The sequence below is a fragment of the Peribacillus sp. P4_B1 genome (genome assembly GCF_056402395.1).
The window spans coordinates 1-19,549 of sequence record NZ_JBFUHM010000048.1 but is presented as its reverse complement, the minus strand read 5'-3'; the positions used below and the strand labels follow the sequence as shown (position 1 = coordinate 19,549).

The following is a 19,549-nucleotide window of genomic DNA, read 5'->3' as shown; positions in this document are numbered from 1 at the left end:
GCGTAATCACACTGCCTTTTACATATGGAAAGCTACCTATACCTTTTGAAGGTGTGTAGCTTTGAAGGCTGATGTGTATTTAAGGCCATACCCAAATAACCGATCCATTCCAATATGTGCGGTCCAAATTGACCCGATCATCATAAGCGCATCTGACTTTAGAAAAATGGCTAGCAAAATCATGAAAATGGACAGGGTATAAGTGTGAAATAGGTTATAAACCTTTGCTCCAACTCGATCATCAATCAGATAGGCCAACATGGAAACATCAGGCGATAAAATAAATAAAAGGAAAATCCACCAGCTGAATTCATATAACGAATAGATGTAGATCATCGCTAAAAGGACCATGAGTCCTTCGATATGAAGGAATTTCTTTACCATTTTCCAACCTCCCAAAACTTAATTAACCATTGGTCAATAATTTTAGTGAAAAATCAAACAATGTTCTTGATGATATTTTTCACGTGAAAATAAGCTAAACCTTTTACATCTGGATAGGATAGTTCAGAATTGATATAAAAAGTTATGAATCCGTGAAGAGAAAGGAAAATGGACCATATGGATGCAGGATTCAGTTTGTTGTCGGTTAATTCTGTCAAGGATTGGATTAGCTTTTCATAGGTTTTATTAGAATCGAATTGAAGCAACTGCTGAATTTCTTTTTCCTTGGATAAAAACATGATGGAATAATGATTCTGTTGTGTTAAACCAAACTCAATGAAGCATAATAAAATCTTTTCGATTTTTTGAGAAGGGTCATTTTCCGACATGATGATATCATCGATTAAATGATTTAAAACGGAAAAATCCGTTTTCACCAAACTGTAATATATTTCCGCCTTATTTTTAAAGTGATAATAAATGGCTCCATGGCTGCAATCCAATGATTTAGCCAATTGTCTCATTGAGACGTTCGAATACCCTAAGGTTGCAAAAAGGTTTCTAGCTTCAGTCAATACCATTTCCCTGGATAATTCTTTACCTGCCGATTTCCTTGGCGACATCATTCCACCCCCCCCCTTGTTTATTGACCACTGGTTAAATGGAATGATACCGTACTGATTTACAAATATCAAAGATTAGACATTTTGCTAAATGGCTGTTTTTAAGTGAGGATTTACCATTAAATGTAACTAGAGTTTAACTATAACGTCAAACATAGTAGTATTCACCATTAACTAATAATATACTTTTATGGTAAAATGGAGGAAGCTCAAGCCCGTTGGAAGGGATGAATAGATGAAAAGGAAATTAGTTATTTTGTCTACAATATTCATAGTATTTACCGGCTGTTTTTTATTCAATAAATCTTTTAATAATAAAACAAAACCTATGGAAGACATTATAATGGTGTATCCAGCAAATCGAGTAATAACTAATGAAGTGATACTCATTGGGGATGAAGCTGAGGGCAATCTACCTGATATCGATTTGAATGATGAAAAGGAATTGGAAAAATTGGCAAAAAAGCAATATGAGCAAGGTGAAAAGGGGGAAATAATTTTTACAGAAGAAAATCAGTGAAATCACCTAACTGTAATGAGTAAACTAATGGGTGGGGAGGCAGTTATTGCTAGTTTTGGATAGTATCTATGGGAAACACATTGTAGAGGGAGTTCTGGAAGAGCTGATAGTAAGCAAACCGGTCCAAAGATTGAAGGGAATACATCAGGGTGGGGCAAGTTATTTAGTTAATGAGAAGTGGGATGTCACACGATTTGACCATTCAATTGGTGTGATGTTGTTAATAAAGGCGTTTGGCGGTTCATTAGAGGAACAAATCGCGGGCTTACTGCATGACGTATCCCATACTGCATTCTCACATGTTATTGATTTCGTTCTGGATTGTATAGATGAAGATTATCATGAAAAGATATATGATCATGTCATTATGGAATCTGAAATCCCATTTATATTGAAGGAATATGGATATGATTGTAAAATTATTGTTCAATCAAAATGGGAAATGCTTGAACAGCCAGCACCTGGGTTATGTGCCGATCGGGTGGATTATACTCTCCGGGATATGCATCAGTATGGATATATCACACTTGAATCCGTTCATGACTTTCTTGATCATGTAATCATAGTAAATGGAAGAATGTATCTGGATAATATTGATTCGGCGGAATGGTTTGTGAAAACGTATTACAGTGAAGTTATTGATTTTTTCATGGACCCACTTAATATATATGGCTATGATATCTTGGCAAAGACGTTAAAATTGGCTTTGGCTAAAAACCTGATCAGCCTTGATGACTTACTTGGTACAGATGAAGAAGTCATATCCTTGTTAAGCTCCACTGAAGACGATGAAGTGCAAAATCTGTTAAAAAGGATCCATGGTAACGTAAAGGTGAAAGAAGATCAATTGGACTATGATTTACATCGGAAAAATAAAGTGCGCCTGATGGATCCTTCCATCATTCAAGGAACCCAAGTGGTGAGAGCATCCAGTTTATCCGAAAAAGTGAAGAACATGGGAATTGAAGCCTATGAAAAAGCTTCGAAGGGCATGTATCTAAAGGTGATTTTCGATTGAATTTCGCGTCAAACCAAACAGAAAGTGAAAAACTCACGGAATCCATCCTTGAGTTTTTCCCATTACCCGTAAATTTATATAGACTATCGACGACTTGTAAGCCGCTTTCTTTAACCACTTTATTTGAGTGGTGGCATTTTATCGATATTCGAACATCATTAAATCGTAAAGGCAGGTACAACATAGTTAAATATTGTCAGTGTTAATGTTCTGGCAGACGGCATGCCCAACTGCCGGTTTTGGAGATCTTTTTTCAGCTGAACCAGCACCTTAAAAAATTAATGACGCTCTCAAATTAGTAACGCCATTTTCTAAATAACCCTTTAAACAGGTTAAAGTATATACCCACCCCTCTTTTTGTCCTATCATTTTTTTTATTATGTCAGGGTCGTCTTCCTTCAAACCTGATTCGTTTACTTCAATAATTGAACTTGTATTATCCAGCTCTTTTAATGTAATTGTAACGACCGTTTCTTGGGCGTTGCCTCCCCACGAATACACGATTTTCCTATTTTCCTCGACTTCTAATACATGTATAACCACTTCAGCATCGTATTCGTTATATCTCAATGTAAGCGTCCTGCCTGGCTCCCATCTTTCAGAACTCGATGAGAACCAGAAATTTCCGATTTTTTCAGGGGTTACTATGGCTTCAAACACCTCATTAGTTGGCTTGCCTATTTTAAATTTCGTAGTTATTTGAGTATCCATACTATATCAGCTCACTTTCGATATGTTTAAATAAGTTCCCACTAACACCTAATTAACCCGATCTACATATATTGGCGGCAAGGTCCGTCCAGTTTCAAGCAAGCTCTTCAGGTTACATAGAATAGCTGGCCATCCATTATTTATGCCCTTAAAGGTATTGTCACCATATACGAAATCGGTCTCCAGTAGCTCTTCATGCGTAAGTGTTAACTTTACAGTAGAATCATCCATTGGCTGCAGTTGAAAAGTGACCCGAGAAGGATCCTCGCGGGGTGTTTCGTCTCCTATCGTGTTCCATGTAAAAGAGAGCAGTTGCAGCGGCTCACACTTAAGTACATTTCCATGGTCAGTGATTCGTCCATCTTCCAGCAAATATGTAACGGTTGCGCCTTCTTGAAAGGATGACTTGATTTGACATCCAAAGTGATATTTTTTTGTGAATTCGCCACTCGTTAGGGCTTCCCAAAGCTTCTCTGGTGTGGTTGCGATATAAATAGGATAGACAAACGTTGGTTTTTTCATTATTCTTTTTCCTCCTCGCGTTTATACTTCTAGCACTCCTTATCAAGTCCGTGCCAAATAAAAACAAAAAGGGTTGCAATATCAAAATCGTATCATAGCTCTATCAATGATTGTCTGCTTTTTATATCCAGCCGGTCAAGCAGTTTTCTGCGACAGGAATCGGCAAAAGCCTTGAACATTTGCTAAGTGTTAAGCTTTGGCAAAGCGGATATTGGCTTATCGAGTCTGTAAATGAAATCCGTGGATTCGCACCATTCCCAGTGACCAAAACGAAATCATAAGGCGATTATTGAAAGGATATAAGCTTGAATACATTTTAGGATCAGGCCATATGGAAACTTCTTGATTTCCAACCGTTTTCAAGCTACGATAAATAAGGAAATGATAATCCGCTCCGGCGGAAGAGGTTCTAGCTACCCTCTCAAAAAAACTAAGGGGAACAGTGCTCTTTCTTAGGGTGCTGTTTTTTCTGTATAAGGAGAATGAATTAAATGTTAAGAATTCTATTTTATTTAGTATCCATCGTCACGGCGAATGTGGTTACAGCAGCTTTTGATCCATTACATTTGGGCATGTTCATCATTCCGATGGGTACATTGCTCATCGGAGGAACCTTCATCTTTCGAGATCTGGTCCAGAATAAATTCGGCCGTGCGAAAACCTATATGTGTATCGTCACCGCACTTATTTTATCTGCATGTGTTTCATTTTTATTAGGAGATACGTTATTGATTGTATTTGCTTCTGCATTATCGTTCGTGGTGGCAGAAACAGCGGATACGGAAATTTATACCCGGTTAAAGCTCCCGATGAGTTGGAGGGTGTTTTACAGCGGGATCGTTGGAGGGTTTTTCGATTCGGTGATATTTGTCGTGATTGGCCTAAGTCCACTAGGTGCCAATATATTGCCATGGGAAGCCGTACCCGCTGCGATTATCGGACAAATCATCGTTAAAACAGTCATTCAGTCAATCGGTGCCGTACTGTTGGGACGAATCAATGTAAGACTGGAAAAGCGCGTAGTCTCCGGTTGAATTCTAGGAGGGATGCACCGATGGATGGAACCAAAAAGGAAGAAGATAAATGCTATTGCCTCGAGGCCTTTCGCGAAAAATATGGTCCGCATGTCCAGGGGGAATGTATGAAGCTCTCCTGCGCCAATTATCGGAAACATAAAGGAATAGACAAAAAAGGGCCAAATTAGGTCCTTTTTTTGCGTGACTGAAGTAACCCACGAATAAAAGTGCGGAATCAAGAGTGTAGCATGAATTCACGAGTAAACGTGCGAAACTCACGAGTAAATGTGCGGAATTCACGAGTAAACGTGCAAAACTTACGAGTAAATAGCCGAACCCCACGAGTAAACAGCGCGAAATCAAGAGTGTAGCATGAATTCACGAGTAAACGTGCGAAACTCACGAGTAAATGTGCGAAACTCACGAGTAAACGTGCAAAACTCACGAGTAAATAGCCGAACCCCACGAGTAAACAGCGCGAAATCAAGAGTGTAGCATGAATTCACGAGTAAACGTGCGAAACCCACGAGTAAACAAGCCGAACCCACGAATAAACAGCGCGAAATCAAGAATGTAGCATGAATTCACGAGTAAATGTGCAAAACTCACGAGTAAACGTGCGAAACCCACGAGTAAATGTGCAAAATTCACGAGTAAATAGCCGAACCCACGAATAAACAGCGCGAAATCAAGAGTGTAGCATGAATTGACGAGTAAATGTGCGGAATTCACGAGTAAACGTGCAAAACTCACGTAAACAAGCCGAACCCACGAATAAACAGCGCGAAATCAAGAATGTAGCATGAATTCACGAGTAAATGTGCAAAACTCACGAGTAAACGTGCGAAACCCACGAGTAAATAGCCGAACTCACGAATAAACAGCGCGAAATCAAGAGTGTAGCATGAATTCACGAGTAAACGTGCGAAATTCACGAGTAAACGCGCGAAATTCACGAGTAAACGTGCGGAATTCACGAGTAAATGTGCAAAATTCACGAGTAAATAGCCGAACCCACGAATAAACAGCGCGAAACCAGGAGTGTAGCATGAATTCACGAGTAAATGTGCGAAACTTACGAGTAAACAGTCCAAATTCACGAGTAACCCCATAAAAAAAGGATTCTGGCACCGTCAATAATTGGTGCGGGAATCCTTTTTTATTAATTAGGCAACAAAATTTCTTCGGGGTTGGCTCCATCAATCTCCACTTTATATAGGTGATACTGTGGATCGCTTTTGCCGAATTTCTTGTCTACCATAAAATAGACATTTTTTGAATCGCTGCTGATGACTGGGCGATCTGTGTATCCTTGAAGATGGGTCAGCTGCTTTTCGGTCTTGGTTTTGAGGTCATAGCTATATAGCTCATAAATATAGGTACTGCCTGATTGCTCATTGGAGATGGACTGGAAAATCATCGTTTTTTCATCAGGGGTAATTGTGAAATCAAAAATGTCGACATCACGTTTAGAATCTGTGACAGTTTCGACACTTGATTTGTCAAATTTCACTTTGAAAATCCGTTGATGCGTTTCAAAAATATCATCAGCCGTTTTAGCATCCGCGTCATCATCGGTTTGATAATAAGCGGCTTCTCCATCAAGGGAGACATTTAGGGAACTAAGACCATATTTCTTAAAAGAGGTTAGTTGGATGGACTCCTTTTTTTCTATATCAAACTCGTAAATATCGAGATCGTGAGGGCGGGGACCCGTGATCGGCGAGTAGTTTTTAAACGTACCGGCTCCGATATAAAAGAGAGAGCGGCCGCTTTTTGTGAAATCGAGTTCTGTGACCAGGAAGTCTGCTTTGAATAATTCACTGATTTTCTGTGATTTCATATCAAAAAGGTGAATGGAACTGGTTGAATCTTCTTCTTGGTTCTTTTTAGCTACGATAAAGGCAAGTATATCCCCTTCGTAGGAATAAGTCGGGTCAAGGATTTGTTCATCGTTGCTCAATTCAAGGACTTTTTCTTCAATGGATAATGCAGGATTATAGAGCTTTAATTGTGGTTTCCCCTTAATGTGTGTGACGTATGCAATTGTTCCTTGGGCGGATACGTCGTATTGATTGGTTAAGCCCTGCTGCTTTTCATTTTCTTCTTTTTTAAAGATCAATCCGGCGATGACAAACAAGACAGTCACAATCGCAAGCGTGATCAGAATGAGATAGATGTGCATCTTTTTCATTTGAAGGACTCCTTAACGGTAGAGTATCATCATCGTAACAATAATGGCTAGAACAAGTAATACCTGTAAAACAGCACATATATTTGAAGCAACAGGAAGCTTTTTTAACAGTTTAATCTGTAGGGTATATAACGAAATCCATAAGACGGTCGGGATGAAAAATAAAAGCATAAACGGCTGGACTTCACTTGAGAAGATTAAAAAAGCATATAAGAAAAATAAGGTAACTGACAAAATCAAGATGCCGAGTGAAATATTGAAAATGTGCAGAAGTTTTGCTTTTTTTAAAGTCTTTCCACTATATCCCGGAAGAACCAAGGCTGTTTTGTAAATGAGGTAAAGAGATAGTAGGAGAATTGCTGCCATAATCAAGCTGAATAAAGGAAATAATGTGAAGTCAAGGGCGGAAGCGATTCCCCATCCATATACATAGACAAGGGCATGGGTCACTAACACGGTGTTGACCATGATTTTCCGGTTGATAGAGACTAGGAGGTTAAGTGTAAGTGAGAGTAAAGTTGCGCTAGTCAGTATCGAAAAAAGAAGCCAGCCGATGTAAGCATCTCCTTTTTGGAATAGTTGCAGCGCATACACCGAAAACGTAAAAAGAATTGAAACGATGGATAAAGTAAGCATAAGTTCTTTTCGGTATGGAAAGATGGCCTGCTGAATTTGACTGCCGATTTCCCATTCGTCGCCAAAAAGGATTAATGCCATTTTCTCGGCTTCTTTTGGGGTCTTCCCCTGCTTTATTAAATCATCCCGGCTCAACTTCAAATGGAGGAGCAGTTCTTCAGACATATCTTCTTTTTCTTCCTTGGTACAATCGGTTTGGTTGACGATTTTTTTTACATACTTTTCAAATGTTGTTTTCATCAGAAATCCTCCGCGCTTTTCCGAACTAAATTTTCAAGGAAGGTAAAGCTGCTGCGTTTCCGTTCAAGTTCGGTTCTGCCGCTGTCCGTGATACGATAATATTTCCTTCGTCCTGACTCAGACTCTTTCCAATACCCTTCTATAAATTCCTTTCTTTCTAAACGCTTAAGAGCCGGATATAGGGTACCTTCACTGATTTCGTATTGCCCCTCGCTCATTTGCTTAAGAATCTTCGTCATTTCATAGCCATACAGCTCTTTTTGTGAAAGAAGTGAAAGCAAAAGGAGGTCAATGCTTCCCTTCATCAATTCTTTATCCAAATAATCACCTTCTTTTATCATTTGCTTTTAGTGTAATACGATGTACATCGTATTACAAGGTGCATTTTACTTTTCTTAAAAAAAATGGTTAAATGACGATTGCTAAATAAAATCAATCATAGTAAAATGTGCTTCGGAACGGATGAGTTGTAAAGAGTGTGGTAAGGATAATAAATACATGATTTATCTGTTTGAATGAAAATACGGAATAGGATAGAAGAAATCCCACTCAAGGGGTATTAATTGATTTTTTTTTGAAAATCATTTAGATTCTATTTATCAACAAGAGCAGAAAGAAGGTCCTAGATAGATGAAAGTGAAAGCACCTGAGTCATTCACATACAGAGGTGGAAAAAGAGCTGTTCTTTTACTTCACGGGTTTACCGGAAGTACAGGAGACATGAAGAAATTAGGGAAATACCTGAATGATCGCGACTATACTTGCCACGGACCCCTTTATAGTGGGCATGGCGTATCAGCCGAGGAACTTGCTAAAACAAGTCCAAAGCAATGGTGGAAAGATGTAGTGGAAGGTTATCAATTCCTTAAAGATGAAGGCTACGAGGAAATTGCTGTTGCAGGAATTTCTTTAGGAGGATTGTTCTCATTAAAAGTAGGAATTGAACTTCCTGTAACAGGGGTAGTTGCAATGTGTGCACCGACACAAGGGAAAAGTAGCGATCGACAAAAAAAACGCTTGCTCAATTATGCACAGGCCTATAAGAAGTTTGAAGGCAAAGATGCAGACCAAATTGCTGCCGAAGTGAAGCTGTTAGAAGAAGACCCTATGACTTCGCTGAATGATATGGTGAATATAATAAATGAGACTGGTGAAGATTTAGATTTAATCACATCACCAACTCTTGTTTTACAAGGGCGTTTGGATGATCCCGACTATACGAACAGTGCTACAGCGATTTTCAATGAAGTCGATACGCAGCATAAACACTTGATATGGTATGAAAACTCTGGCCATATAATTACATTAGGTAAAGAACGTGAGCAGGTTTATGAGGATGTGTACAAGTTCTTAAATACTCTGCATTGGTCGGAGTAATAAGAGAGTTTTCTTGAAGGTCATGAATGTGATATGATCCCCTTTAAGTTTGAAAGTGTAAAGCCGACATTTATATGTAGGTTTTACACTTTCTTCTTGAGGGGATTTTATTTTGTCTGCAAAAAGAAATAACTCAAATTTTCACCGGGATTTATTTTAAGCGAGAAAAAAGTATTTATATTCTTTCGCAGTGCTAAGAGCTTCAAGTAGTTATTTGTAAAAAAAGACCTTTATGTTATCGTTATTATCAATGGTTGCTAATAAAATATCTTTCACGTCGGCATTATAAGTCATTTTGAGACTTTTTTTCAGCCATACTTCGTCTTTACCGTCTTGATTTAATTCTTTAAAATCAATCTTCCCCTCTTTAATAATCGTTTTAGGTAAAGTGAAGGCTTTAGTTGCTATATGCATATCTGCTGGAGTTAGCGCTTTATATTGAGGATCTAAAAACAATGAAATAGTACCATCAGGTTCCCATAGTGCGAGTGATACTTTCTCAATATCGACAATTTTTTCTTTTCTTAATTCAGATAGTAAAAAATCGATGGAGATTCGAGCCCTTGCTAAGCTTTTGTAAACGATTTGCCCATTTTCGATAAGGGTAAAGGGTGAGGGGTCAAAGAACCTTCGGAGTTTGCCCCACTTAAGACTTGTAAACACATTAATGATATATAAAATGACTAATACACAGGTCGTTATCATTGAACCCTTCAAACCTGAATGTGCATCAGACAAAGGGTGGGCAAGAATGTTCCCAATAATTAATGCCATTATAAAATCAATTAATCTTAACTGAGAAATGGCTCGTTGCCCCATCAATTTAACCGAAAAAAGTAAAACGATGAAGGATGTAATGGCTCTCAACATCCACTGAACTGTAGTAAGAGTTTCCTGGCTAAAAATAAAATCCACCAAAATCCACGTCCTTATAAAGGAAATATACTATTTAGTATGAAGCATTGAATCAAGGATTATCACAGGTGGGAAGTTTTTTTTAAAACGGCATGACTCTAAAGGGTAATATGGCGAATTTATTCGAGCTATAACAACACCGCTATAAAGCAGGTGTTTTTTATTGTTGATGGGTGGGTGGGATATACTACTTCATAAGTATTACCCAACACTGGCCCTTCGGAGATTTCTTTTTAAAATGTTTTCGAAAAATTTATATTAATATAACAATTGTAAAACGTATTGTAATTGAAAATAAACTGATTTAAAATGATATCTTTCCTAAGAAATTTATTTAAAAAATATCCTTGTATATTATCAGTAACAATGGTCTGATAGTTTCTACCTGGCAGCCGTGAATAATGCCGGACTACAAGGAAGTATGAAAATAAAAGAGATGAATTGGTTTATGGTTGGTTCGCTTGAAAACTTGATCCAGCATACCCCCTTTTTAATGAAGGCTCTTACTTTTTCACACTTTCTTCCTGCGGCTGAAAGTGTAAAAAGGTAAGGGCTTTTTATATAAAAAAAATGAATGGGAAATGATATATCCAAAGGGGATGAAAGCATGTATTTCTTATTGAATATACTGGGTGTTTTAGTTGTAATGGGTATCGTTTACCTTTGTTCACCTAATAAAAGGAGCGTTAAGTGGAAAGCCATTCTTACCTTGCTGGTTCTTGAATTGCTTATCACAGGGTTCATGTTATCAACTAAGATAGGGGCGTGGGTCATTAATCTGATCGCTTCATTCTTCACCTGGTTGATTGGATGTGCAAATGAAGGGATTTCATTCGTCTTTCCTTCAGTTATGGCAAATGAACATGTGGATTTCTTTTTCAGCGCATTGATGCCAATTATTTTCATTATCACGTTTTTTGATGTTTTATCGTATTTCGGTATACTTACCTGGATCATTGATAAAGTGGGATGGCTCATCTCAAAAGTATCCGGTTTGCCAAAACTTGAGAGTTTCTTTTCGATTCAGATGATGTTCCTTGGGAATACCGAAGCACTTGCTGTTCTCCGTGTTCAACTCGGCGCGATTAAAGATCAGCGACTTTTGACATTCGGAATCATGAGCATGAGCAGCATCAGCGGTTCAATTATTGGAGCCTACCTATCCATGGTACCGGCAACCTATGTATTTGTAGCGATACCTTTGAACTGCTTAAATGCCTTGCTGATTGCTAACATGCTAAATCCCGTCGATGTCAGTAAAGAGGAAGACGTCGTTTATGTACCTTCTAAAGAGGAACGTAAAGATTTCTTTTCCACCATTTCTAACAGTATGCTGGTGGGGGCCAAAATGGTCTTCGTCATCATGGCAATGGTAATCGGTTATGTGGCGTTAACGGCCAGTGTAAACGGTATTTTCGGTTTCTTTGTGGATGGCCTGACCATTCAAAAAATCTTCTCTGTCATTTTTAGTCCATTTGCATTCCTGCTTGGACTAACAGGACATGATGCCATGTATGTCGCTCAATTGATGGGAATCAAGCTTGCCACGAATGAGTTCGTCGCCTTGCTCGATTTAAAAGATAAAATCAGTACGCTGTCTCCGCATACAGTCGCTGTTGCTGTCACTTATCTGACGTCATTTGCCAACTTCAGTACAGTGGGAATGATTTATGGAACATTCAATTCCATCCTAAATGATGAGAAATCGAACATTATCGGTAGGAATGTCTGGAAACTGCTGCTAAGCGGGATGGCTGTTTCCTTGTTAAGTGCCATGATGGTTGGATTATTCGTTTGGTGATACATTATAAAAGAGAGGGCATCCATTTTTTTAAAATGGATGCCCTCTCTTTTATTCTGGAGAAAAAAGCTGTGCTGGGATTCTCCCTGCACAGCTTTTTGGTTTATTTCCTCAAATAATTCTCCGTATAATATGGTTTATTTTCCTCATCGAAGGCCACTCCGACACCGAGCGATTCAAAATCCTTCTGTAATTTGTTTTCCCTGTGGCCAATGGAATTCATCAGGCCTTCATGGGCAAAGATACTGCTATTCTGACCGGCAGCCAAGTTTTCCCCAGCCATTCGAAACTTGATTTTGTCATCTTCCATCCTGTCGAACGGGGATTCTCCTTCAAGGTTTGTATGGTTGAAGTATTGATTGACGGCCATATCTGTACTGTGATCCTGTGCAGTGACCTTCACTCGTTTATCCCATGAAAGCACTGAGAGATTATGATTGACCCGTGATGCATTGGTCAAATCGAATAATTGATATTCAAAGCCTTTCTTTAACTCGGGGCTGGCTTTTGCAAAATAGCCGCTCTTTTGCTTTTCCAGTTTTTCGTCGATGATCTGGATCGATGTGACTGTATTATTTTCATGTTTATCATAAAAAATGGTCACATAGCTATTATCCATTTTAAACATATCGTATTCGCCATCACTTCGAATCTGATAATAGACGTTGCCTTTAAGCAGTTTTGTTACAGGCTCGCCCAATTTCGCAGTCACGGTTTCCTTAGGGGTGCCGCGTTTAATGCCTTCCTTTGAGGAAATCAAATCTTGATTCGTATATAAACCAACAACTTTATTGTTATTATCGTAGGCAACCATGAAGAAGTTTTGATAATTTTCATGATAGGCGAACCAGTCTACGCCATATTCATTCCGCGTTTTCCGCTTTGCTTCCCCAGCCAGTTTTTCTACGTCATCCTTTGTGTCGCCAATTTCGATATTACTGACTGAAAAGGATGCTTCAGAAGGTGCTTCCAGTGCTGGTTTTTTCACTTTTTCCGTTTCTTGCTTTTCTTTTTCTGAAGCGGTATCCAAAGTTTCAGCCAGCGAACCCATCAGGTTGTTGACTCCGGTGTTCAGTTTTTCCAAGGCAGTTGAAACCTCGGGCCCGTTTATAAAGGAACGAACATCGGATGCAAAGGAACCAACCCCCGCCTTGAATCCAGACTCCTGAATATTTTTACCATATCCATACCAAAATCCACCGAGTAGGAGTATGAGAACTACAATATTAAACAAATTCCGCAAATCGTACACTCCTGCTCTATCTGGGATATCGAATCCCGATTATTGAAATATCAGCTGCAGCACACTTAAAACAGGTGGAGCACATAACAAAAAGAGTGAACACATGATTAGTATTTGGGAGGCCGTTTTTGGAAGCTTTTCCTTCCCTTTTCCCGAATACCAGCCACTGAACTGAAGTTTATTTCTATACCAGACAAATAATAAAATGAGTATCGCAATCGAGCCTAGCCAGCCATACTGATTCGGATTAACTCCCATGTTTATATATATACCGTTTACAATATTCGAAATGATCGATCCGGCTATCCCGAATATTAATATGATGCGCATCAATTCTAATAAGACCTTCATATGTCACTCCTTGGTTTCACCATTATACTCATTTGTTTACAAAATAAAAACTTTAAGTGATCAACACTGTCCTGCTTGATCACATACAGAGTTTACATATTAAATCGCATACATATTATACCAAAAATATAGTGGGGAATAAAACGGATGCCTCTTACGATGGTATTTTTATTAGGTTATTAATTGATGGATAATAATGTTATAATTTGTTAAATTAATGCACTGAGGCGGGATGCTTTATGGATAACAAAACTCAGCTAGCTTTCATTCTTATTTTAATACCTCTCGCAATATCGATTTTTATTTGCTTCAAACCTGAATTATTAATACCTGGAGGATATGATTCAGCTCTTGATGGGTATGTAGTGTCCAGAACAATGATGATCATTTTCACTTTGCATTTATTAGTTAAATTAGGAGAATTCATTATAAACAAAAAAAAATAGCACATTTGAGCTAATCTTTTTTGTTTTATTCTTCAATGATGATGTTTGATCGGTTCAGCAAAAAAACGGAATCCCTTTAGGGGACTCCGTTTTTTTGTTTTGAATTACTTTAATTGATCATTCAATACACTTTCCTCGAGAACGGAAAACTTATCCCCATACACTCTGGTTATGTGATTTTCCCCCCACGTACACAGTGCGGATAGGATACTTTCCAGGCTTTGCCCATACTCACTAAGTTCATATTCCACTTTAGGGGGGACTTGGTTATAAACGATACGATTGATGACCTCGTCCTTTTCTAACTCCCTCAATTGTTGGGTCAACATTTTTTGGGTGATGTTCGGCATAAGGCGCTTCAATTCACTGGTCCGCTTTTTTCCGTGGGTCAGATGGCAGAGGATTACGCATTTCCACTTTCCGCCCATTACTTCCAGTGTCGCTTCAACTGATATATTGTATTTCTTTTTTTGCATGATTGGCATACTCTCCTTGTTTTATAGGTACTAAAAGGTGCCTATATCACTTTAAAGTACGTACTGTTTTTTATTTCTATTATAACTCATAATAACATTTGCACACCGAATTCAACTGTACCATTTATAAAAAAAGTTGCTAAGGCAATTTCAATGATAGTACAAAACGGAGAAGGAGAAGAGGATATGATTTCAAGTAAAAATAGAAGTACATGGGCATTGCTGGCTTTAGCGATCAGTGCCTTTGCGATTGGAACAACAGAGTTCATCAGCGTTGGACTATTACCACTCATTTCTAAAGATTTACACATTACAGTGACGACGGCGGGATTGACGGTATCCTTATACGCCTTAGGGGTCATGTTCGGGGCACCTATCCTGACATCCCTGACATCGGATATGTCGCGAAAGACTTTATTGCTATGGATAATGGTCGTGTTCATTGCCGGAAATGCATTAGCGGCTTCTGCGACCACGGTCGGTGTATTATTGATCGCACGTGTCATTTCAGCGCTTGCACATGGTATCTTCATGTCAATCGGCGCTACGATTGCTGCTGATTTGGTCCCTGAAAACCGCAGGGCAAGTGCCATCGCCATCATGTTTACAGGCCTGACGGTGGCAACGGTGACCGGAGTTCCTTTTGGAACCTTCATCGGTCAGCAATTCGGCTGGAGATTCGCTTTCATGATCATTGTGGCAATCGGCCTGATTGCTTTCATCGGGAACAGCATCCTGGTCCCGTCCGATTTAAGAAAAGCTTTACAGACAACGTTCCGTGACCAAATCAAATTGGTTACGAATGGCCGATTGCTGCTAGTATTCATCATTACAGCATTAGGGTATGGAGGTACATTCGTTGTCTTCACGTACCTCTCGCCATTACTTCAGGAAGTGACAGGGTATAAAGAAGGAACAGTGGCATTGATTTTGCTAATATATGGAGTAGCCATAGCAATAGGAAATACCCTTGGCGGGAAATTCGCGAATCGCAATCCTATTAATGCCCTATTCTATATGTTTCTTATTCAAGCCATTGTACTTGTTGTCTTGACTTTCACAGCACCGTTTAAGATAGCCGGTCTAATTACGATCATTTTAATGGGATTATTTGCATTCATGAATGTTCCGGGGCTTCAAGTGTATGTCGTCATGTTAGCGGAGCGTTTCGTGCCGAGTGCAGTGGACGTGGCGTCAGCCATCAATATTGCTGCCTTCAATGCGGGAATCGCCATTGGTGCCTACTTAGGTGGGGTGATTACGGATTCGATCGGACTGATTCATACAGCGTGGATAGGTGGAGTTATGGTGTTTGCAGCAGTGATTTTAACAGCTTGGAGCCGTGCCTTGGAAAGTAAAGACCGTTCCAAGGGAACTGGCAAAATAGCATAGGATTGAAAAAGTGATGCATGTTAGAAAAAGCATGCTATGCGTTTAGAGTATCATTAACCAAGTATCATTGCATCCCTTCAGCGAATGATGGAAGGTTCCTTGAAGGGATGTAATGATACTGATACTTAAACGCATTACAATCTTAAAAACAATGAAGAAAAAATTTGGGGGTAGAGTATAATGGTGAAAAATTTACAAGATACAACTACGTTGCATAATGGCGTTAAAATGCCTTGGTTCGGATTGGGCGTATTTAAGGTGGAAGAAGGACCGGAGCTGGTAAATGCAGTTAAAGTGGCCATTAAACATGGTTATCGCAGTATCGATACGGCTGCCATTTATGAAAATGAAGAAGGGGTCGGACAAGGGATCATTGAGGGCTTAAAAGAAGCTGGAATCTCAAGGGAAGACTTATTCGTAACATCAAAAGTCTGGAATGCTGATTTAGGATATGAATCAACAATCGCGGCTTACGAAAAAAGCTTAAAGAAACTTGGCTTGGAGTACTTGGATTTATATCTTATCCATTGGCCTGTGGAAGGAAAATATAAGGAAGCTTGGAGAGCGCTGGAAACTCTTTATAAAGAAGGAAAAGTAAAAGCGATCGGTGTGAGCAATTTCCAGATTCACCATCTTAAAGATTTAATGAAAGATGCCGAAGTGAAGCCGATGGTCAATCAAGTGGAATGCCATCCGCGTTTAACTCAAAAAGAAGTTCAGGCATTTTGTAAGGAACAAGGAATACAACTTGAAGCTTGGTCACCATTGATGCAAGGTGAACTTTTGGATAATGACGTTTTACAAGCAATTGCGGCCAAGCATGGCAAATCAGTTGCACAAGTCATTTTGCGCTGGGATATACAAAATGGGATTGTAACGATTCCCAAATCCACTAAAGAACATCGTATTGTAGAAAACTCATCTGTATTCGATTTCGAATTGACGGAAGAGGAATTGAACCAAATTGATGGATTGAATCAGAATCACCGTGTTGGTCCAGATCCTGATAATTTCGACTTTTAATAGTTGAATGAAGGAGAGAGACGAGAGCATTCGTCTTTCTCTTTTTTTGGATGTCTGCCCAAATATGGAAAAGAAAAAAAGGCTCCAAATTGAATGGAGCACAATTTCATATAAGCCATCGAAATCGCTTCAATCATTCTCCTGTGTTCTGCTTTTTTGCATGGACGAATAAATTCAGTGCTGTGTCGATGTCATTATTCTTTAAAGACTTTTCAAGTGTTTCATTTACGGTGGAAAGGATTTCCTGAAGTCTTATCTCACCAAGGTCCGTTATGATCGCACACACACCGCGACGGTCGTCTTCATATCCAAGCCTTTGAATGACGCCGCAGCTTTTATTTTCCATTCTAACAGAAAGCCTTGACATCGCACTTTGACTTAACCCGACTAACTGTTGCAATTCCAGCAGCCTCAGTTTTTTTTCTGGTGTTTTAGATAAAAATAATAAAACATAAAACTCATTCAAAGCCGTTTGGTGTCTTGCTTGCAGCATTCGATCAAGCTCATTGGCGAGCTCGGCATGAATACGTGTAAAAGATAACCATGTATTTAAAAGGGTTTGTTCACTGGACATTTATATTCGCCTTCCTCTGCTTACTTCCTTTAAATATACCACATATTAAAGAATGTGTACCAACAGACGATAGCGTTTACAATGAACGCAATCGTCTGTTAAGGAGAATCTGATTAGTTGACACAATATTATCGAGATGATATAAATGCATGTGCATGCATTATAAATTGAAGGAGATAAAAAATATGAAAGATTTATTTTCGCCTTATCGCATAAAAGAACTTGAATTGAAAAATAGGATCGTCATGCCGCCGATGTGCCAATATTCCGTCGAAGCGGAAGATGGGATACCAACTAATTGGCATCAGCACCATTATGTGAGCAGAGCAATTGGCGGCACTGGGTTTATCATCGTGGAAATGACGGATGTAGAACCTGATGGCCGGATTACGAATGGCGATCTTGGATTATGGTCTGACGATCAAGTTGATGCCTTCTCCAAAATCGTTAAGGAGGTTCATCAATACGGTGCAAAAATCGGTATTCAAATTGCTCATGCGGGGCGTAAAGCACAGGATGCAGAAACGCCGGTAGCACCATCAGCCATCACGTTTGACGAAACGTTTAAGACACCAAGAGCTTTGGAGACGGAAGAAGTTAAGGAAATGGTCGATAAATTCCGTAACTCAGTTAGAAGAGCCGTTCAAGCAGGCTTTGACGTGATTGAATTGCATGGGGCACACGGATATTTAATTCACCAATTCACATCGCCACTTACGAATAAACGTGAAGATGAATACGGAAAAGACTTAACCAAATTTGGAGTAGAAGTAATTGAAGCAGTGAAAAGCGAAATGCCAGCTGATATGCCTTTAATTATGCGTATTTCTGCAAAAGAATACGTGGAAGGCGGATACGGTCTGGAAGAAAGTATTGAGTTTTCCAAAGTCTTTAAAGAAGCAGGTGTGGATATGTTCCATGTCAGCTCTGGCGGAGAGGGCCCGATTGGAGCAGACGGAAGACCGGGCACGCATGCTAGCTATCAAACGCCATTGGCTAGGGAAATTAAAAAAGCTTTGGATATTCCAGTGATTGCTGTAGGTAGATTAGATGATCCAATTCTTGCAAACTCAATCATTGGAAATGAAGAAGCAGACTTGGTGGCAATAGGAAGAGGGATGTTGCGCAACCCTTACTGGTCTCTAGAAGCATCTAAAACTTTGAATAAACAAGTTGATATTCCTAAACAATATGAGCGAGGTTTCAGACATTAAGAATAATTCATTAGTTCAAAATAAAACGCTAGCGAAAATGATATTCGCTGGCGTTTTATTTTTAAAAATCAGCTATCCTGTTAGGTGCGCTTTTATCAAGAATGAATATAAGTGAACATGCATTTTCAATTAGCGTTGTATGTTTACCTTAAAAGTACACAATCCATAAAGTAATGTTTGGCTGGAATATTTGTTATAATGAATTAGATAAATCATACGATAATTCGAGGTGCTAATTATGGAAGAAATCAAAGTCATTACAACTGAAGAAGTGGAAGCAAAGCTTGAGGCAGGCGAAGCGATGGAACTTGTCGATGTTCGTGAAGACGAAGAAGTGCAAGAAGGAATGATCGAAGGCGCGAAACATATCCGCATGAATGATATCCCAGCTAATCTTGATTATTTTGATAAAGAAAAAGAATACATCTTTATCTGCCGTTCAGGACGCCGCAGTGAAAATGTATGCCATTATCTTCAGGAACAAGGATATAAAGTGGCAAACATGGAAGGCGGAATGCTTGAATGGGACGGCGAAGTCATCGTTAAGTGAAGCTCTTCAAAAAAACCTGTTACTTTTGTAAGCGTAAATCCAAGAATGTAACGACATATTTGAATGAAGAAAGAAAAAAAATCGCGGTTTGTTCACAATGCCGAGAATATGCGGAAAGACGTGCATATTTAAAGGCATGAAAAAAAGGGTCCTTTCATGAGAGGGCACTGAAAAAGTCCCTTCTGGGCCAATAGAGGTAGATTTTCTCAGTTTATTCTGAGGAAATCTACCTTTTTTTGTTTTATAATCAAGGTAATAAATTTATGTGGGTGAGTACGATGATTCAAAAACAAACGTCTATGGTTTTTAGTCCTCATATGGCC

27 protein-coding genes and 2 riboswitches are annotated in these 19,549 nt (G+C 39.1%); of the genes, 11 read left to right on the top strand and 16 right to left on the bottom strand.

The features are described from left to right. Positions 1-36: 36 nt before the first annotated feature. Together AC1DVK_RS21425 and AC1DVK_RS21420 are read right to left on the bottom strand one after the other, a co-directional pair. Positions 37-384 carry a DUF4260 domain-containing protein gene (locus AC1DVK_RS21425; RefSeq protein ID WP_410863496.1) on the bottom strand — a complete coding sequence of 116 codons (348 nt, stop codon included), beginning with the start codon at positions 382-384 and terminating at the stop codon, positions 37-39. 53 nt (positions 385-437) lie between these two features. After that, positions 438-1,007 (bottom strand): TetR/AcrR family transcriptional regulator, encoded by a 570-nt coding sequence (locus tag AC1DVK_RS21420; protein ID WP_410863495.1) that lies wholly within the window; start codon positions 1,005-1,007, stop codon positions 438-440. Positions 1,008-1,242: 235 nt separating this feature from the next. Here AC1DVK_RS21420 and AC1DVK_RS21415 point away from each other — a divergent pair, with 235 nt between their 5' ends. Continuing rightward, a complete protein-coding gene (locus AC1DVK_RS21415) occupies positions 1,243-1,527 on the top strand; it encodes a hypothetical protein (RefSeq protein WP_284469960.1) in 285 nt (94 codons plus the stop codon). 46 nt (positions 1,528-1,573) lie between these two features. Next, the gene (locus tag AC1DVK_RS21410) at positions 1,574-2,545 is read left to right on the top strand and encodes an HD domain-containing protein (protein ID WP_477627333.1); all 972 of its coding nucleotides are present in this window, start codon (positions 1,574-1,576) and stop codon (positions 2,543-2,545) included. 270 nt (positions 2,546-2,815) lie between these two features. On the opposite strand, the gene AC1DVK_RS21405 is transcribed toward AC1DVK_RS21410, so the two are convergent. Both AC1DVK_RS21405 and AC1DVK_RS21400 read right to left on the bottom strand, forming a co-directional pair. Further along, the gene (locus AC1DVK_RS21405) at positions 2,816-3,256 is read right to left on the bottom strand and encodes an SRPBCC family protein (protein ID WP_477627332.1); all 441 of its coding nucleotides are present in this window, start codon (positions 3,254-3,256) and stop codon (positions 2,816-2,818) included. A 48-nt stretch (positions 3,257-3,304) separates the two neighbouring features. Further along, positions 3,305-3,778, bottom strand: a complete 474-nt coding sequence (locus AC1DVK_RS21400) for an SRPBCC family protein (protein ID WP_477627331.1) — start codon at positions 3,776-3,778, stop codon at positions 3,305-3,307. A 110-nt stretch (positions 3,779-3,888) separates the two neighbouring features. Between AC1DVK_RS21400 and AC1DVK_RS21395 the strand changes: the two genes are divergently transcribed. From AC1DVK_RS21395 to AC1DVK_RS21385, 3 genes are all read left to right on the top strand, one after another. Continuing rightward, positions 3,889-4,059, top strand: a complete 171-nt coding sequence (locus tag AC1DVK_RS21395) for a hypothetical protein (protein ID WP_477627330.1) — start codon at positions 3,889-3,891, stop codon at positions 4,057-4,059. A gap of 116 nt (positions 4,060-4,175) precedes the next feature. Continuing rightward, a riboswitch (PreQ1 riboswitch) is annotated at positions 4,176-4,218 on the top strand. A gap of 51 nt (positions 4,219-4,269) precedes the next feature. Continuing rightward, positions 4,270-4,812, top strand: coding sequence for a VUT family protein (locus AC1DVK_RS21390; RefSeq protein WP_061464480.1), 543 nt, complete (start codon positions 4,270-4,272; stop codon positions 4,810-4,812). Positions 4,813-4,832: 20 nt separating this feature from the next. Continuing rightward, the gene (locus AC1DVK_RS21385; protein ID WP_155726451.1) at positions 4,833-4,982 is read left to right on the top strand and encodes a hypothetical protein; all 150 of its coding nucleotides are present in this window, start codon (positions 4,833-4,835) and stop codon (positions 4,980-4,982) included. Positions 4,983-5,029: 47 nt separating this feature from the next. Here AC1DVK_RS21385 and AC1DVK_RS21380 read toward each other — a convergent pair whose 3' ends face one another. From AC1DVK_RS21380 to AC1DVK_RS21350, 7 genes are read right to left on the bottom strand one after another with little or no spacing between them, the layout of a single operon-like run. Beyond that, on the bottom strand, positions 5,030-5,239 hold the full coding sequence (locus AC1DVK_RS21380; RefSeq protein WP_477627329.1) for a hypothetical protein: 210 nt from the start codon (positions 5,237-5,239) through the stop codon (positions 5,030-5,032). A gap of 38 nt (positions 5,240-5,277) precedes the next feature. Beyond that, entirely contained in the window at positions 5,278-5,547 is a 270-nt protein-coding gene (locus AC1DVK_RS21375) for a hypothetical protein (RefSeq protein WP_477627328.1), read from the bottom strand. Beyond that, positions 5,544-5,708, bottom strand: coding sequence for a hypothetical protein (locus AC1DVK_RS21370; protein WP_477627327.1), 165 nt, complete (start codon positions 5,706-5,708; stop codon positions 5,544-5,546). The genes AC1DVK_RS21375 and AC1DVK_RS21370 overlap by 4 nt, the downstream gene beginning before the upstream one ends. Then, positions 5,686-5,931, bottom strand: coding sequence for a hypothetical protein (locus tag AC1DVK_RS21365; protein ID WP_477627326.1), 246 nt, complete (start codon positions 5,929-5,931; stop codon positions 5,686-5,688). Before AC1DVK_RS21365 ends, AC1DVK_RS21370 begins: the two co-directional genes overlap by 23 nt. 25 nt (positions 5,932-5,956) lie before the next feature. Further along, positions 5,957-6,988, bottom strand: a complete 1,032-nt coding sequence (locus AC1DVK_RS21360) for a TolB family protein (protein WP_410863484.1) — start codon at positions 6,986-6,988, stop codon at positions 5,957-5,959. 12 nt (positions 6,989-7,000) lie between these two features. Then, complete coding sequence (locus AC1DVK_RS21355) at positions 7,001-7,864, bottom strand: permease prefix domain 1-containing protein (protein WP_410863482.1); 864 nt, start codon at positions 7,862-7,864, stop codon at positions 7,001-7,003. Beyond that, positions 7,864-8,184 (bottom strand): PadR family transcriptional regulator, encoded by a 321-nt coding sequence (locus AC1DVK_RS21350; RefSeq protein WP_089364730.1) that lies wholly within the window; start codon positions 8,182-8,184, stop codon positions 7,864-7,866. Before AC1DVK_RS21350 ends, AC1DVK_RS21355 begins: the two co-directional genes overlap by 1 nt. 310 nt (positions 8,185-8,494) lie before the next feature. Here AC1DVK_RS21350 and AC1DVK_RS21345 point away from each other — a divergent pair, with 310 nt between their 5' ends. Further along, complete coding sequence (locus AC1DVK_RS21345; RefSeq protein ID WP_061464478.1) at positions 8,495-9,241, top strand: alpha/beta hydrolase; 747 nt, start codon at positions 8,495-8,497, stop codon at positions 9,239-9,241. 210 nt (positions 9,242-9,451) lie between these two features. On the opposite strand, the gene AC1DVK_RS21340 is transcribed toward AC1DVK_RS21345, so the two are convergent. Continuing rightward, positions 9,452-10,156 carry a DUF421 domain-containing protein gene (locus AC1DVK_RS21340; protein ID WP_410863519.1) on the bottom strand — a complete coding sequence of 235 codons (705 nt, stop codon included), beginning with the start codon at positions 10,154-10,156 and terminating at the stop codon, positions 9,452-9,454. A gap of 327 nt (positions 10,157-10,483) precedes the next feature. Beyond that, a riboswitch (purine riboswitch) is annotated at positions 10,484-10,588 on the top strand. A gap of 175 nt (positions 10,589-10,763) precedes the next feature. Between AC1DVK_RS21340 and AC1DVK_RS21335 the strand changes: the two genes are divergently transcribed. Beyond that, positions 10,764-11,957: a nucleoside transporter C-terminal domain-containing protein gene (locus AC1DVK_RS21335; protein ID WP_061464477.1), complete on the top strand. Its 1,194-nt coding sequence runs from the start codon at positions 10,764-10,766 to the stop codon at positions 11,955-11,957. A gap of 103 nt (positions 11,958-12,060) precedes the next feature. Here the strand turns inward: AC1DVK_RS21335 and AC1DVK_RS21330 are convergent, their stop codons facing one another. The 3 genes from AC1DVK_RS21330 to AC1DVK_RS21320 form a co-directional block, all read right to left on the bottom strand. Continuing rightward, positions 12,061-13,209 carry a CAP domain-containing protein gene (locus AC1DVK_RS21330; protein ID WP_477627325.1) on the bottom strand — a complete coding sequence of 383 codons (1,149 nt, stop codon included), beginning with the start codon at positions 13,207-13,209 and terminating at the stop codon, positions 12,061-12,063. Between the two features lie 30 nt (positions 13,210-13,239). Then, positions 13,240-13,551 carry a hypothetical protein gene (locus tag AC1DVK_RS21325; RefSeq protein ID WP_410863479.1) on the bottom strand — a complete coding sequence of 104 codons (312 nt, stop codon included), beginning with the start codon at positions 13,549-13,551 and terminating at the stop codon, positions 13,240-13,242. A gap of 550 nt (positions 13,552-14,101) precedes the next feature. Further along, positions 14,102-14,473, bottom strand: a complete 372-nt coding sequence (locus AC1DVK_RS21320; protein ID WP_034309370.1) for a winged helix-turn-helix transcriptional regulator — start codon at positions 14,471-14,473, stop codon at positions 14,102-14,104. 186 nt (positions 14,474-14,659) lie between these two features. On the opposite strand from AC1DVK_RS21320, the gene AC1DVK_RS21315 reads away from it, so the two are divergent. Both AC1DVK_RS21315 and AC1DVK_RS21310 read left to right on the top strand, forming a co-directional pair. Further along, positions 14,660-15,865, top strand: a complete 1,206-nt coding sequence (locus tag AC1DVK_RS21315) for an MFS transporter (protein ID WP_477627324.1) — start codon at positions 14,660-14,662, stop codon at positions 15,863-15,865. A gap of 180 nt (positions 15,866-16,045) precedes the next feature. Then, positions 16,046-16,888: an aldo/keto reductase gene (locus AC1DVK_RS21310; RefSeq protein WP_477627323.1), complete on the top strand. Its 843-nt coding sequence runs from the start codon at positions 16,046-16,048 to the stop codon at positions 16,886-16,888. Positions 16,889-17,021: 133 nt separating this feature from the next. On the opposite strand, the gene AC1DVK_RS21305 is transcribed toward AC1DVK_RS21310, so the two are convergent. Then, complete coding sequence (locus tag AC1DVK_RS21305; protein ID WP_477627322.1) at positions 17,022-17,462, bottom strand: MarR family winged helix-turn-helix transcriptional regulator; 441 nt, start codon at positions 17,460-17,462, stop codon at positions 17,022-17,024. A 185-nt stretch (positions 17,463-17,647) separates the two neighbouring features. On the opposite strand from AC1DVK_RS21305, the gene AC1DVK_RS21300 reads away from it, so the two are divergent. Beyond that, positions 17,648-18,676: an NADH:flavin oxidoreductase/NADH oxidase gene (locus AC1DVK_RS21300; RefSeq protein ID WP_477627321.1), complete on the top strand. Its 1,029-nt coding sequence runs from the start codon at positions 17,648-17,650 to the stop codon at positions 18,674-18,676. 238 nt (positions 18,677-18,914) lie between these two features. Further along, positions 18,915-19,226 carry a rhodanese-like domain-containing protein gene (locus AC1DVK_RS21295; RefSeq protein ID WP_089364997.1) on the top strand — a complete coding sequence of 104 codons (312 nt, stop codon included), beginning with the start codon at positions 18,915-18,917 and terminating at the stop codon, positions 19,224-19,226. Positions 19,227-19,549 lie beyond the last annotated feature (323 nt).

What these genes read in the sequence shown, in the direction of transcription:
- AC1DVK_RS21355 (WP_410863482.1), bottom strand. Translation starts at nt 7,864, where the DNA reads ATGAAAACAACATTTGAAAAGTATGTAAAAAAAATCGTCAACCAAACC.
- AC1DVK_RS21325 (WP_410863479.1), bottom strand. Translation starts at nt 13,551, where the DNA reads ATGAAGGTCTTATTAGAATTGATGCGCATCATATTAATATTCGGGATA.
- AC1DVK_RS21400 (WP_477627331.1), bottom strand. Translation starts at nt 3,778, where the DNA reads ATGAAAAAACCAACGTTTGTCTATCCTATTTATATCGCAACCACACCA.
- AC1DVK_RS21305 (WP_477627322.1), bottom strand. Translation starts at nt 17,462, where the DNA reads ATGTCCAGTGAACAAACCCTTTTAAATACATGGTTATCTTTTACACGT.
- AC1DVK_RS21320 (WP_034309370.1), bottom strand. Translation starts at nt 14,473, where the DNA reads ATGCAAAAAAAGAAATACAATATATCAGTTGAAGCGACACTGGAAGTA.
- AC1DVK_RS21310 (WP_477627323.1), top strand. Translation starts at nt 16,046, where the DNA reads ATGGTGAAAAATTTACAAGATACAACTACGTTGCATAATGGCGTTAAA.
- AC1DVK_RS21300 (WP_477627321.1), top strand. Translation starts at nt 17,648, where the DNA reads ATGAAAGATTTATTTTCGCCTTATCGCATAAAAGAACTTGAATTGAAA.
- AC1DVK_RS21345 (WP_061464478.1), top strand. Translation starts at nt 8,495, where the DNA reads ATGAAAGTGAAAGCACCTGAGTCATTCACATACAGAGGTGGAAAAAGA.
- AC1DVK_RS21425 (WP_410863496.1), bottom strand. Translation starts at nt 384, where the DNA reads ATGGTAAAGAAATTCCTTCATATCGAAGGACTCATGGTCCTTTTAGCG.
- AC1DVK_RS21405 (WP_477627332.1), bottom strand. Translation starts at nt 3,256, where the DNA reads ATGGATACTCAAATAACTACGAAATTTAAAATAGGCAAGCCAACTAAT.
- AC1DVK_RS21385 (WP_155726451.1), top strand. Translation starts at nt 4,833, where the DNA reads ATGGATGGAACCAAAAAGGAAGAAGATAAATGCTATTGCCTCGAGGCC.
- AC1DVK_RS21315 (WP_477627324.1), top strand. Translation starts at nt 14,660, where the DNA reads ATGATTTCAAGTAAAAATAGAAGTACATGGGCATTGCTGGCTTTAGCG.
- AC1DVK_RS21295 (WP_089364997.1), top strand. Translation starts at nt 18,915, where the DNA reads ATGGAAGAAATCAAAGTCATTACAACTGAAGAAGTGGAAGCAAAGCTT.
- AC1DVK_RS21335 (WP_061464477.1), top strand. Translation starts at nt 10,764, where the DNA reads ATGTATTTCTTATTGAATATACTGGGTGTTTTAGTTGTAATGGGTATC.
- AC1DVK_RS21360 (WP_410863484.1), bottom strand. Translation starts at nt 6,988, where the DNA reads ATGAAAAAGATGCACATCTATCTCATTCTGATCACGCTTGCGATTGTG.
- AC1DVK_RS21390 (WP_061464480.1), top strand. Translation starts at nt 4,270, where the DNA reads ATGTTAAGAATTCTATTTTATTTAGTATCCATCGTCACGGCGAATGTG.
- AC1DVK_RS21415 (WP_284469960.1), top strand. Translation starts at nt 1,243, where the DNA reads ATGAAAAGGAAATTAGTTATTTTGTCTACAATATTCATAGTATTTACC.
- AC1DVK_RS21420 (WP_410863495.1), bottom strand. Translation starts at nt 1,007, where the DNA reads ATGTCGCCAAGGAAATCGGCAGGTAAAGAATTATCCAGGGAAATGGTA.